The following is a 12,539-nucleotide window of genomic DNA, read 5'->3' as shown; positions in this document are numbered from 1 at the left end:
TGTCTTCTCTTGCGACGAGCCGCCCGCGCTACGCCCTGAATATCGTCAGCCCGAGGATCAATAGCACCAGGAAGATCACGACGAAGACGTAGAACAGGAAGCGGGCGATATCGGCCGATGCGGCCGAAATACCGGTGAAGCCGAGCACGCCGGCCACGATCGAGATCAGCAGGAAGATCAGCGCCCATTTCAGGATCGTCATGGCCAGCTCCGCGGCACGGCCGCCGCAAATCGGCGGCCCCTCATCCGTTTCGGAAACGCTAACCGCGTCGTGTGGAACTGGTTCCTAACTGGACGAGGGAGGGTTTTCGCAGCCCAAACGGCCCTTGCTGAATCGGGTTCCCGGCGGCACAGTCCGGCCGGGACAGAAGCGCGACCGGGGCGGCCATGATCACAATGTCACATTCTGCGACGATTGGCGCAGAAGCACATGCCGAGCCGAAGGCCAGGGTGCGCAATCTGTCGCTCGACCGCGCCCGCACCTTCCTGACGCTGGTGGTGCTGCTGCATCACGCCGTCATTCCCTACACCTATTTCGGCCATACCGATCCGACCTCCTGGATCGGCTTCGACATCGTCGTGCTCGCCACCGACAGCTTCTTCATGGCGATGTTCTTCTTCCTGTCGGGACTGTTCACCTGGCCGGGCATCGCGCGCAAGGCGCCACAGGTCTTCCTGCGCGATCGCCTGCTGCGGCTCGGGCTGCCGTTCATGATCGCGGCCTTCACGGTCATTCCACTCGCTTACTACGCGATCGCGCTGCGCGAAAATCCCGAGCTGACCTTCGCTTCGTTCTGGTGGATGACGGTGACGAAAGGACCATGGCCGAGCGGCCCGATCTGGTTCGTCTGGGTGCTGCTCGCCTTCGACCTCACCGCGAGCCTGCTCTACCGCGTGTCCGCGCATCTGGTCGATCCGGCCAACCGCGTGTCACTGCGAGGATTCAATCGGCCGGCCGCATTCTGGCTGATGCTCGTCGTCATCAGCGCCATCGCCTATGTGCCGATGCTGGTCTATTTCGGCGCCAACAAATGGTTCGAGTTCGGGCCGTTCTCGGTGCAGGCGAGCCGCGTGCTGCTCTACTTCACCTATTTCTTTATCGGCGCGAGCGTGGGTGCCGCGAATTTCGATCACGGCATCCTCGGCGCCGAAGGCCAATTGCCGAGAAAGCGCTGGCTGTGGGTCAGCGTGACGCTGATCCCCTACTGCCTGATGTGGGGCATGATCTACATCAAGCGCGAAATCCTCGATAATCCCGATCACCTGCCGCACTGGTACCACATGTTCTACGGCACCTTCCTGGTGCTGTTCTCGGCTTCCATCCTGCTCGCGATCCTCGCCTTCTTCCTGCATTCGAAGATGCCAGGCCCCACCCTGCTCGACCGCATGCAGGCCGATGCCTACGGCATGTTCCTGGTGCACTACCCGATCGCGTTGTGGATCCAGTACGTGCTGTTCGACTATGGGCTGCCTGCCATCGTGAAGGCCGCGATCGGCTTCATGCTCACGGTGCTGCTGAGCTGGGGCGTGACGGCGGCCTTGCGGAAGATCCCGGGCGCCTCGCACGTGTTGTGAGGCCGGGCTCTATCCACTCGTCATTGCGAGCGCAGCGAAGCAATCCAGAATCCCTCCGCGGGACCAGTCTGGATTGCTTCGTCGCTTCAGCGCAAAATCGCCTCGCGATTTTGTCGCAAGCTCCTCGCAATGACGAAGTGTGTGGCGGCGCCTTACGCCGCCTTCCCGCCCATATAATCCGGCAGCCAGCGCTCGTGCGAGGTCCGCAGAGCATCGATCGACACAGCCGCTTCGCCTGCGATCGCGATCGCATCGCCGCCGGTGGTGCCGATCCGCACACAGGGCACCTCGCAGCCGCGCATCTTGGCGAGCACGCGGCCGGCTTCGGTTTCCGGCACGGTGACGAGATAGCGCGCCTGGTCCTCGCCGAACCAATAGGCCTGCGACACCAGCGACGTCGGCGCCGCCAGCAGCTTGGCCCCGATGCCGCTCGCCATTGCCATCTCCGCGAGCGCGATCAGGAGGCCACCATCGGAGAGGTCGTGCACCGCAGTCGCGGTGCCCGCATGGATCATGCCGCGCACGCAATCGCCATTGCGCTTCTCGGCGGCGAGATCGACCGGCGGCGGCGCGCCCTCCTCGCGACCACAGATGTCGCGCAGGTAGACGGACTGGCCGAGCCAGCCATGGGTCTCGCCGATGAGGAGGATCGCCTCGCCCTCGGCCTTGAAGGCGAGTGAGGCGGACTTGGTGAAATCATCGAGCAGGCCAACGCCGCCGATCGAGGGCGTGGGGAGGATCGCGCGGCCATTGGTCTCGTTGTAGAGCGAGACGTTGCCTGACACGACCGGGAAGTCGAGCGTGCGGCAGGCTTCCGAGATGCCCTTCAGGCAGCCGACGAACTGGCCCATGATCTCGGGCCGCTCAGGGTTTCCGAAATTGAGATTGTCGGTGATCGCGAGCGGCTTGCCGCCGACCGCGGTGATGTTGCGCCAGGCTTCCGCCACGGCCTGCTTGCCACCCTCGAACGGATCGGCCTCGCAATAGCGCGGCGTGACGTCGACAGTCAGCGCAAGGCCCTTCGGCCCGTCCTGCACGCGCACGACGGCGGCATCGCCACCGGGACGCTGCATGGTATTGCCGAGGATGACGTGGTCGTACTGCTCCCAGACCCAGCGCTTGCTGCACATGTCGGGCGTGCCGATCAGCTTCTCCAGCGCGGCACCGAGCGCCATCGGCGCCGGCACCTCGCGGGCATGCACGATCGGCAGCGCGGCTGACGGGACGTGCGGACGATCGTAAACCGGCGCCTCGTCGCCGAGCTCCTTGATCGGCAGGTCGGCCATGACGTCGCCGCCATGCTTGACCACGAAACGCTTGCTCGGCGTGGTGTAGCCGACGACGGCGAAGTCGAGGCCCCACTTCTTGAAGATCGCCTCTGCTTCCTTTTCCTTTTCGGGCTTGAGCACCATGAGCATGCGCTCCTGGCTCTCCGAGAGCATCATCTCATAGGCGCTCATGCCGATCTCGCGGGTCGGCACCGCATCGAGATCGAGATCGACGCCGAGATCGCCCTTGGCGCCCATCTCGACCGCCGAGCAGGTCAGACCCGCCGCGCCCATGTCCTGGATCGCGATGACGCAGCCTTTCTCCATGATCTCGAGGCAGGCTTCCAGCAGCAGCTTCTCGGCGAAGGGATCGCCGACCTGCACGGTCGGGCGCTTCTCCTCGGACTTGTCGTCGAATTCGGCCGAGGCCATCGAGGCGCCGTGGATGCCATCGCGCCCCGTTTTGGAGCCGAGATAGACGATCGGCATGTTCACGCCGGAGGCCGCCGCATAGAAGATCTTGTCGGCATCGGCGAGGCCGACCGCCATCGCGTTGACGAGGATGTTGCCGTCATAGCGGGTGTGGAAGCGCACCTGGCCGCCGACCGTCGGCACGCCGAAGGAATTGCCGTAGCCGCCGACACCGGCGACGACGCCCGAGACGAGATGGCGCGTCCTGGCATGTTCGGGCGCGCCGAAGCTCAGTGCATTGAGGCAGGCAATGGGCCGCGCGCCCATGGTGAAGACGTCGCGCAGGATGCCGCCGACGCCGGTGGTCGCGCCCTGGTAGGGCTCGATATAGCTCGGGTGGTTGTGGCTCTCCATCTTGAAGACCACGGCCTGGCCGTCGCCGATGTCGATCACGCCGGCATTCTCGCCGGGCCCCTGGATCACCCAGGGCGCCTCGGTCGGGAGGCCGCGCAGATGGATGCGCGAGGATTTGTACGAGCAGTGCTCGTTCCACATCGCCGAGAAGATGCCGAGCTCGGTGAAGGTCGGCTCCCGCCCGATCAGCTTCAGGATGCGCTCGTATTCGTCGGGCTTGAGCCCGTGGGCGGCAACCAGTTCCGGGGTGATCTTGGGTTCGTTCTTCATGGCTTCAGGGGCTTTCGGCGGCGGTTTGGCCGTTCTTAGGAAGATCGGGGGCTGACGAAAAGCCCTTTATCGCGCATTTTCCCGCTGTCCCACGTTTTGCGGCCGGGGGCCTGCGGGAACGGGAATTGCACGGCGCGGACGGATCGGATTTAAGGGCTCAAGACCCGCAATTGAAGGCCCATTACCTTGCACGAATTGACCAAAACGCCCCCGCCGCGCCGCCCCGACCTCCACGTCGCCACGGAGGGCGAATTCCTGGGCTGGCGGACCTGGATCCGCGACAGCTTCGAAGCCCATGTCGGCCCGTTCTGGCATCGGATCGAGGCCGACGGCAGCGTCCGCTGCGCCTTCCGGGTCGAAAAGAAGCACCTCAATGGCTCCGGCAACGTGCACGGCGGCTGCTACATGGCGTTCGCCGATTATTCGCTGTTCGCAATCGCCACCCATGTGCTGGACAGCCGGGCGGTGACCACCAATTTTGCCTGCGAATTCCTCGACGCGGCCCGCGAGGGCGAGCTGATCGAATGCACCGGCAAAGTGAGTCGCGCCGGCGGTTCGCTGATCTTCCTCCGCGGGGAGATGATGGCCGGCGAGCGGCTGTTGCTCACGTTTTCCGGCACGATCAAGCGGATGAAGCGGAAGACGCTGCCTCCGCCGAACGCGTAGTTCGACGGCCCGCCGACCACCCTCGCCAAGGCGGAATGAACTTACGCGGCCTTGTCCAGGTGCTGGGCCAGCCCTGCAAACAGGCCGCGGCCGTCGGTGCAGCCCATGATGTCTTCGACGTGGTTCTCGGGGTGCGGCATCATGCCGAGCACATTGCCCTTGTCGTTGACGATGCCGGCGATCGAATCCGCCGCGCCGTTGATGTTGCTGGCCTCGTCGACCACGCCCTCGGCCGAGCAGTAGCGATAGAGCACCCGCCCCTCGCCTTCGAGCCGCTTGATGGTCTCTTCATCTGCCTCGTAATTGCCCTCGCCATGGGCCACCGGCACACGGATCACCTGGCCGGCATTGTAGCCGCGGGTGAACGGCGTGTCGGAGCGTTCAACGCGCAGATGCACGTCCTTGCAGATGAATTTCAGCCGCGCATTGCGCATCAGCACGCCGGGCAAGAGGCCGGACTCGCAGAGGATCTGGAAACCATTGCAGACGCCGAGCACGAGGCCGCCCTTGGCTGCATAGTCACGCACCGCATCCATGACAGGCGCGCGCGCCGCAATGGCGCCGCAGCGCAGGTAATCGCCGTAGGAGAAGCCGCCCGGCACGACGACGAGGTCGGTGCCCGCGGGCAACGACGGCTCGGCATGCCACACCATCGCAGGCTCGTGGCCCGAGATCAGCTTCAACGCCCGCGCCATGTCGCGCTCGCGATTGATTCCGGGAAAGACGAGGACAGCGGCTTTCATGCTTCGGGTTCCGACGGTGGCGGGAATCGGGCTGGCCCGTGGGGCCAATTCGTTAGGAGACATAGCCATTTGACGGGGATTTTACCAGTGCTAGCCTCGCCGGACCGCCTTGTACACAGGCCATACCAAGGCACTTTTGCCTCATGATTCTTGCCCGGGATGGATGCCATGAATATCCCGTCACGGCCCACCTCACCCGCCGAACCGGTCCCCACCGAGGGCGTCGTCGCGGCCGGCGCCTACGTCGACGGACGCCGCGTCGCCAATATCGCCATCAGCGAGGCCTCCAGCTGGCGGGCCAAGCCGGGCCACGTGGTCTGGATCGGGCTGCACGAGCCGGACATGGCCCTGCTCGGCGCGGTGCAGAAGCAGTTCGACCTGCACGACCTCGCGATCGAGGATGCCAACCACGCGCATCAGCGGCCGAAGATCGAGCAGTATGGCGAGGCCCTGTTCATCGTTGCGCGCACCGCGCAACTCATTGACGGTCGCATCGCGTTCGGCGAGACGCACATCTTCGTCGGCGATGGCTACCTGGTTTCGGTGCGCCACGGCGCCTCGACGTCCTATGCGCCGGTGCGCGAACGCTGCGAAAGCTGCCCGCGAGCGCTCGCCCGCGGCGAGGACTACATTCTCTACGCGATCCTCGATTTCATCGTCGACAACTACTCGCCCGTGCTCGAGAGCATCCACGACGAGGTCGAGGGCATCGAGGACGACGTGCTGTCCAAGCCGATCAGCAAGGCGCAGATCGAGCGATTATACATGATGCGCCGCGACCTGCTGCGGCTCAGGACCGCGATCGGCCCCCTGGTGGAAGTGTGCCGCCGGCTGGAGCATGACGAACTGTCGATGGTGCGGCAGGCCATGCAGCCGCTGTTCCGCGACGTCACCGATCACGTCCGCAACATCCAGGAGCGCATCGATTCCATGCGCGAGGTGCTGGCCTTCGCGTTCGAGGCGAGCCTCCTGGTCGGCCAGGCGCAGGAGACCGCGGTGTCGAAGAAGCTCGCCTCGTGGCTTGCCATCCTCGCCATCCCGACCGCGCTGGCCGGGATCTACGGCATGAACTTCAAGAACATGCCGGAGCTGCAATGGGAGTACGGCTATTATGCCCTGCTCGGCGTGATGGCGATCTCGTGCGCCGCGCTGTATTGGCGCTTCCGCCGCGCCGGCTGGCTGTAACGCTGCGAACGCTCCTCAGCGACTCTTCGGCATCAGAACCATCGCCAGCCCGATGAGGAATTGCGCGAAGTTGTCGGAGCTGGCTTTCTCGGTGGCAGCGGAGCTGATCAGGCTGGCGGCACCACGATCACCGAACATGTAGCCGCTGACCTGATACTCCTTGATGCCATCGGACTTCACCATCAGCCGCCGCGCCTTGAATATGCGTGGCACGGCGGTGCCACTGTCGCCATCGATTCCGAGGATTGAGATCGTCTGTCCCGGGTTGCGCTGCTCCAGCATGGAGCCCACAAGGCTCCGCTTCACTATCCGAGCAGCTCGACCCGGTAGTTCTCGATCACGGTGTTGGCGAGCAGCTTGTCCGCGGCGTCCTTCAGCGCGGCTTCCGCCTTGGCCTTGTCGGCGCCGGCGAGCTCGATGTCGAACACCTTGCCCTGGCGCACGCTGGCGACGCCGTCGACGCCAAGCGACTTCAGCGCGCCTTCGATGGCCTTGCCCTGCGGATCAAGGATGCCGGTCTTCAGGGTAACGGTGACACGTGCCTTCACGTCATCTTCCTCTTTAGCTCTTCACCAGCACGGGACCCGTGCCCTGCGGACGCTCGTTCTCCATCAGGATGCCGAGGCGCTTTGCGACTTCCGTGTAAGCCTCGAGCAGACCGCCGAGGTCTCTGCGGAAACGATCCTTGTCGAGCTTCTCGTTCGACTTGATGTCCCAGAGACGGCAGCTGTCCGGCGAGATCTCGTCGGCGACGATGATGCGCATCATCTCGTTCTCGAACAGGCGGCCGCACTCCATCTTGAAGTCGACGAGGCGGATGCCGATGCCGAGGAAGAGGCCGGTGAGGAAATCGTTGACGCGGATGGCGAGCGCCATGATGTCGTCGATCTCCTGGGGCGTGGCCCAGCCGAACGCGGTGATGTGCTCTTCCGACACCATGGGGTCGTTGAGCTGGTCATTCTTGTAGTAGAATTCGATGATCGAACGGGGCAGCTGGGTGCCCTCCTCGATGCCGAGGCGCTGCGACAGCGAGCCGGCGGCAACGTTCCGCACCACCACCTCGAGCGGCACGATCTCGACCTCGCGAATCAACTGCTCGCGCATGTTGAGACGGCGGATGAAGTGGGTCGGCACCCCGATGTCGTTGAGGTGCTGAAACAGGTACTCCGAGATCCGGTTGTTGAGGACACCCTTGCCCTCGATCACCTGATGCTTTTTGGCATTGAACGCAGTGGCGTCGTCCTTGAAGTGCTGGATCAGGGTACCGGGCTCCGGACCTTCATAAAGAACCTTTGCCTTGCCTTCGTAAATGCGACGCCGACGGCTCATTGGGATGTACCGTGTTTTGTTGAAATCCATGTATTTGGTGTGCTCCGGTTACTAGGATTACGACCCACAGCGGAGCTGCCGTGAACGGCTGGGAACCCCTCTGAACCCACAAGAAAACCTGAGGAAACAGAACGGGAACCAAGCCTTTAGGCAACCTATCCGATTGGCAGTCCCAGCACAATCGATCCGGCCTATCCGACGCTGACTTATACCGCCTTGCCTGCGGCTTTACGGCTCGTTGTCTCGCCGATTCGTGCCCCCTATCTAGGCATGCACCGGGGCCCCCGCAACGAGGGCGGCCGGGTCCAGTCAGCAGGGAATTGGAACTGGCATGAGCGAGATCAACAAGCGCGAAGAAGGCTTTGAAAAGAAGTTTGCCCTCGACGAGGAGCAGAAATTCAGGGCGCAGGCCCGCCGCAACCGGCTGCTCGGCCTGTGGGCGGCCGAAAAGCTCGGCATTGTGGGCGAGGCTGCCGCCGCCTATGCCAAGGAGGTCGTCGCGGCCGATTTCGAGGAGGCAGGCGATGCCGACGTCCTGCGCAAGGTCATGGCCGATTTCGCCGGCAAGAACGTCCCCATCGCCGAGCCGGCGATTCGCGCCAAGATGAGCGAGCTGCTCGCGGTCGCGGCCGCCGAGGTGAAGGCGGGGAAATAGGCGAACGGGGAGTGGCGACCAGCGAAGAGCCCCACTCCCACTCTCAATTCGCCCGGTCACTCCTCCTTGAAGCCGTACTCCGGCACATTGCCGCTGGCGCCGTAATATTTGTACGGCAGGAACTTGCCTGACATGGTGATCTTGACGCGGTCGCCCTTCGGATTCGGCAAGCGTTCCATCACCATGTCGAAGTCGATCGCCGACATGATGCCGTCACCATACTCCTCTTCGATCAACGCCTTCCAAGCGGGGCCGTTGACCATGACCAGTTCGTAAAAGCGATAAATCAAGGGATCGGTCGGCGGCATCGGCATGCCGCGCATTGGTGTCTCGTTCAGCATTGCGACCTCGGACTTCGACAGACCGAACAGCTCGCCCGCATTGGCCGCCTGCGGTTTCGTCAATTTCATCTGGCCGAGGATGGCCCCGACGATCAGCACCTCGGAATAGCCGCCGATCTTTTCGCAGATGTGTTTCCAGCTCCAGCCCTTCTCGCGCTTGATGTCGAGCAGCTTCTCGGTGAGGTCTTCGCGTTTCATGTCGGTGTCTCCTCTTGGTTAGCTTCCAGTTTGCCCGGGCGAAAGCGCGAAGCGCGTCTTCAACAAGATGTCCCAGGCATCCACGTTCTTGGCTGGCTCAGGAAGACGTGGATGGCCGGGACAAGCCCGGCCATGACGTCTCTTTGAGCGGCTCCGGCTTGGCGTCAGACGCGATCGTCAGCCCGGGCTTGCCGATGTGCACGGTCGGCACGTTGCGGGGATCGTGATCGGGCTGCTCGGTCACAAACGTCTTGCTGCGCGTCACCAGGAAATCGATGATGTGGTTGCGCAGCGCGTAGTAAAGCGGATGACGGTGCAGGTCAGCGCGGGCGCGATCCCTGGGCAGCGGATTCTCGACGACTTCGGCCAACACCGCGCCGGGCCCGTTGGTCATCAGGAAAATCTTGTCGGCAAGATAGATCGCCTCGTCGACGTCATGGGTGATCATGAACGCGGTCTGCCCGGTCTCCAGGCAAATGCGCCGGACCTCGTCCTGGAGCGTACCGCGCGTCAGCGCGTCCAGCGCCGAGAACGGCTCGTCCATCAGCATCATCTTCGGCGTGATCGAGAGAGCGCGCGCGATGCCGACGCGCTGCTTCATGCCGCCTGAAAGCTCGGAGGGCCGCTTGTGCTCCGAGCCGGTGAGACCTACCAGATCGATAAAAGTCTGAGCATGCGCCTTGACCTTGGCGCGATCCCAGCTCCGCCATTTCGAGCTGACGGCATAGGCGACGTTGCCGAGCACGGTGCGCCACGGCAGCAGCGCGTGGCTCTGAAAGATCACCGCGCGGTCGAGGCTGGTCCCCGAGATCGCCTGCCCATCGACGATGACGGCGCCCTCGCTCGGCGCATCGAGGCCGGCGAGGATGTTGAGCACCGTGGTCTTGCCGCAGCCGGAATGCCCGATCACGCAACAGAACTCGCCACGCGCCATCGACAGCCAGAGATTTTCGAACACGGTCGTGGTCGCGCCGCCCGCGCCCGGATAGCGCTTGGCGATGCCTTCGATGGAGATGAATTTGTCGGTCAAGGCCCCTACTCCGGAAACGTGACCATGCGCGTGAAGCGCGCGAGGATCTGGTCGAGCAGCATGCCGACGATCCCGATCAAGAGGATCGCGATGATGACGTTGGTGATCGAGAGGTTATTCCACTCGTTCCAGACGAAGTAGCCGATGCCGGTGCCGCCGACGAGCATTTCGGCCGCGACGATCACGAGCCAGGCGATGCCGATCGAGATGCGCATGCCGGTCAGGATGGTCGGCGCCGCCGCCGGCAGGATCACGGTGAAAGCGCGCCTGATGGTGCCGACCTCCAGCGTCCGCGCCACGTTGATCCATTCCTTGCGCACGCTCGCCACGCCAAACACGGTGTTGAGCAGCATCGGCCAGATCGAGCAGATGAAGATCACAAAGATCGCGGAGACCGAGGAATCCTTGATGGTGTAGAGCGCCAGCGGCATCCAGGCGAGCGGCGAGATCGGCTTCAGCACCTGGATGAAGGGATCGAGCGCCTTGCTGAGCAGCGGCGACATGCCGATGAGGAAGCCGAGCGGGATCGCCACCAGCACCGCGAGCAGATAGCCGGTGCCGACGCGCGCGATGGAATAAGCGAGCTGGATGCCGAGTCCCTTGTCGTTGGGCCCGTTGTCGTAGAACGGCCGCTTCAGATGCTCGAACAGCTTTGCGCCGACATCGAGCGGTCCGGGCATGGCGGATTTGCCCTGCGTCGCGGTCAGGCCCATCAGCTTGGCGTATTCCGGACTCATCGTCGCGACAGGCGCCGTCGAGCGCGTGGCGAGATGCCAGATGCCAAGGAAGGCTGCGAGCAGCACGACCGAGACGAGGCCGGCGCGGAGGCGGAGGGAGGAGTTCATCTTGCGAGATCCCTCGACCCGTCGTCCCGGCGAAGGCCGGGACCCATACCGCGGAATCTATCGATGGCGGTTAGTGGGAGCACCGAACGACGAGTCATCGCCAAACATCTCCCTAGGGTTATGGGTCCCGGCCTTCGCCGGGACGACGCTGGGGAAAGCGCGCGGCCCATCACGACGCCTTCCTGATCTTGAAGCTGGCGACGTAATCGTCGGGCTTTTCCGGATCGAAAGTCTTGCCCATCACTGCGAACGATTTATACGCGCTCGCCGGTGGCGACAGCCCCATCTCGGTCATCAGCTTCTTCGTATCGGTCGCCAGATAGACCTGCTCTGCGACCGCCTTGTAATCGACATCGCCCTTGATCTGGCCCCAGCGCTTCATCTGCGTCAGCATCCACACTGCAAAGGACTGCCAGGGGAACGGATCGAAATCGACGCGCTTGGCATCCGTCTTCACGCCACCGAGCCCATCGGCATAGGTGCCGGTCAGGACCTGCTCGAGCACCGTCACCGGCGCGTTGATGTAGTTGGCCGGCGCGATCGCCTCCGCGATCTGCTTGCGGTTCTCCGCCTTCGAGGCATAGGCGGTGGCATCGACGATGGCACGCGTCAGCGCCGCAAAGCTGTTCGGCGCCGTGGTGATGAACTCGCGGCTCGCAGCGAAGCTGCAGCAGGGATGGCCGTCCCAGATCTCCTTGGACAACAGATGCATGAAGCCGGCGCCGTCGTAGATCGCGCGCTGGCAGATGTTGTCGGGCGCGAGGAAGCCGTCGATATTGTCGGCGCGAAGATTGGCGACCATCTCCGGCGGCGGCACCGCGCGCAGCTGCACATCCGTATCGGGATCGAGCCCGTGCTCGGCGAGATAATAGCGCAGCAAATAGTTGTGCATGGAATAGTCGAACGGGATCGCGAATTTCAGGCCCTTCCAGTCCTTCGGGTCGCGCTTGTCCTTGTGCTTCATGGCCAGCACGATGCCCTGCCCGTTGATGTTCTCGATCGCGGGGACGGCAAAGGGAATGGCGTTGGCACCGAGCCCGAGCGAGATCGCGATCGGCATCGGCGCCAGCATGTGCGCGGCGTCGTATTCCTTGTTGATGGTCTTGTCGCGGATCACGGCCCAGCCGGCGGTCTTGACCACTTCGACATTGAGGCCGTGCTTGGCATAGAACCCAAGCGGCGCCGCCATGATGATCGGCGTCGCACAGGTGATCGGGATGAAGCCGACCTTGAGATCCTTCTTCTCGGGCGCGCCGGCTTGCGCGAACACCTCGGTCGCCGTCTTGAGCGGGAAGAACTGCGAGAGCGCCGCGAGCGCGGTCGAGGCGCCGACCGATTTCAGGAACGCGCGGCGCGCTACATCCTGCGGAAACATCGCGCGCATCACCGCGGCGGCGACGACGCCCTCGTAACGCTTCTCCTCGCTCTCGACAGGGTCACAGCGCAGCGCCGTGGCCTGCTCATGCTCGGCCGCGGATTGATGCTGGCCGCAGACGCAGCCGGCTCGAAGGTTGCGATCGGGATCAAACGGATTGTCGAACGTGGACATCGGACCTCCTGCGCCTCATTGCGAGGAGGAACTACGCAAGGAGCATGCCACCACCTTCCG

Annotated in this window: 14 protein-coding genes; 4 read left to right on the top strand and 10 right to left on the bottom strand. The window is 63.7% G+C overall.

Annotation, left to right across the window (positions count from 1 at the left end; all coding sequences use genetic code 11):
* Positions 1–28 precede the first annotated feature (28 nt).
* Positions 29–202, bottom strand: a complete 174-nt coding sequence (locus XH89_RS12725) for a DUF1328 domain-containing protein (protein ID WP_027548646.1) — start codon at positions 200–202, stop codon at positions 29–31.
* A 185-nt stretch (positions 203–387) separates the two neighbouring features.
* Here XH89_RS12725 and XH89_RS12720 point away from each other — a divergent pair, with 185 nt between their 5' ends.
* Positions 388–1,575 carry an acyltransferase gene (locus XH89_RS12720; protein WP_194467386.1) on the top strand — a complete coding sequence of 396 codons (1,188 nt, stop codon included), beginning with the start codon at positions 388–390 and terminating at the stop codon, positions 1,573–1,575.
* Between the two features lie 152 nt (positions 1,576–1,727).
* Here XH89_RS12720 and purL read toward each other — a convergent pair whose 3' ends face one another.
* Positions 1,728–3,938 carry a phosphoribosylformylglycinamidine synthase subunit PurL gene (purL, locus tag XH89_RS12715; RefSeq protein ID WP_194467385.1) on the bottom strand — a complete coding sequence of 737 codons (2,211 nt, stop codon included), beginning with the start codon at positions 3,936–3,938 and terminating at the stop codon, positions 1,728–1,730.
* Between the two features lie 186 nt (positions 3,939–4,124).
* Between purL and XH89_RS12710 the strand changes: the two genes are divergently transcribed.
* Positions 4,125–4,604 carry a PaaI family thioesterase gene (locus XH89_RS12710; protein WP_194467384.1) on the top strand — a complete coding sequence of 160 codons (480 nt, stop codon included), beginning with the start codon at positions 4,125–4,127 and terminating at the stop codon, positions 4,602–4,604.
* Between the two features lie 41 nt (positions 4,605–4,645).
* Here XH89_RS12710 and purQ read toward each other — a convergent pair whose 3' ends face one another.
* Positions 4,646–5,347, bottom strand: coding sequence for a phosphoribosylformylglycinamidine synthase subunit PurQ (gene purQ / locus XH89_RS12705; RefSeq protein WP_194467383.1), 702 nt, complete (start codon positions 5,345–5,347; stop codon positions 4,646–4,648).
* A gap of 168 nt (positions 5,348–5,515) precedes the next feature.
* Between purQ and XH89_RS12700 the strand changes: the two genes are divergently transcribed.
* Positions 5,516–6,532: a magnesium and cobalt transport protein CorA gene (locus tag XH89_RS12700; protein WP_194467382.1), complete on the top strand. Its 1,017-nt coding sequence runs from the start codon at positions 5,516–5,518 to the stop codon at positions 6,530–6,532.
* A 15-nt stretch (positions 6,533–6,547) separates the two neighbouring features.
* Here the strand turns inward: XH89_RS12700 and XH89_RS12695 are convergent, their stop codons facing one another.
* From XH89_RS12695 to purC, 3 genes are read right to left on the bottom strand one after another with little or no spacing between them, the layout of a single operon-like run.
* Positions 6,548–6,814: a hypothetical protein gene (locus tag XH89_RS12695; protein ID WP_194467381.1), complete on the bottom strand. Its 267-nt coding sequence runs from the start codon at positions 6,812–6,814 to the stop codon at positions 6,548–6,550.
* A gap of 23 nt (positions 6,815–6,837) precedes the next feature.
* Positions 6,838–7,080: a phosphoribosylformylglycinamidine synthase subunit PurS gene (gene purS, locus XH89_RS12690; RefSeq protein ID WP_008135030.1), complete on the bottom strand. Its 243-nt coding sequence runs from the start codon at positions 7,078–7,080 to the stop codon at positions 6,838–6,840.
* Between the two features lie 13 nt (positions 7,081–7,093).
* Positions 7,094–7,861: a phosphoribosylaminoimidazolesuccinocarboxamide synthase gene (gene purC / locus XH89_RS12685; RefSeq protein WP_172782948.1), complete on the bottom strand. Its 768-nt coding sequence runs from the start codon at positions 7,859–7,861 to the stop codon at positions 7,094–7,096.
* A gap of 331 nt (positions 7,862–8,192) precedes the next feature.
* Here purC and XH89_RS12680 point away from each other — a divergent pair, with 331 nt between their 5' ends.
* Positions 8,193–8,516: a DUF1476 domain-containing protein gene (locus XH89_RS12680; RefSeq protein WP_194467380.1), complete on the top strand. Its 324-nt coding sequence runs from the start codon at positions 8,193–8,195 to the stop codon at positions 8,514–8,516.
* Positions 8,517–8,572: 56 nt separating this feature from the next.
* Here XH89_RS12680 and cynS read toward each other — a convergent pair whose 3' ends face one another.
* The 4 genes from cynS to XH89_RS12660 form a co-directional block, all read right to left on the bottom strand.
* Complete coding sequence (gene cynS / locus XH89_RS12675) at positions 8,573–9,055, bottom strand: cyanase (RefSeq protein WP_124163201.1); 483 nt, start codon at positions 9,053–9,055, stop codon at positions 8,573–8,575.
* 97 nt (positions 9,056–9,152) lie between these two features.
* Positions 9,153–10,085, bottom strand: a complete 933-nt coding sequence (locus XH89_RS12670) for an ABC transporter ATP-binding protein (RefSeq protein WP_194467379.1) — start codon at positions 10,083–10,085, stop codon at positions 9,153–9,155.
* A 5-nt stretch (positions 10,086–10,090) separates the two neighbouring features.
* On the bottom strand, positions 10,091–10,930 hold the full coding sequence (gene ntrB, locus XH89_RS12665) for a nitrate ABC transporter permease (RefSeq protein WP_194467378.1): 840 nt from the start codon (positions 10,928–10,930) through the stop codon (positions 10,091–10,093).
* Positions 10,931–11,099: 169 nt separating this feature from the next.
* Entirely contained in the window at positions 11,100–12,479 is a 1,380-nt protein-coding gene (locus XH89_RS12660) for a CmpA/NrtA family ABC transporter substrate-binding protein (RefSeq protein WP_194467377.1), read from the bottom strand.
* Between the last annotated feature and the right edge of the window lie 60 nt (positions 12,480–12,539).

The sequence above is a fragment of the Bradyrhizobium sp. CCBAU 53340 genome (genome assembly GCF_015291645.1).
GTDB lineage: Bacteria > Pseudomonadota > Alphaproteobacteria > Rhizobiales > Xanthobacteraceae > Bradyrhizobium.
The sequence above is the reverse complement of the archived record's forward strand: the minus strand, read 5'-3'. Positions and strand labels throughout refer to the sequence as shown.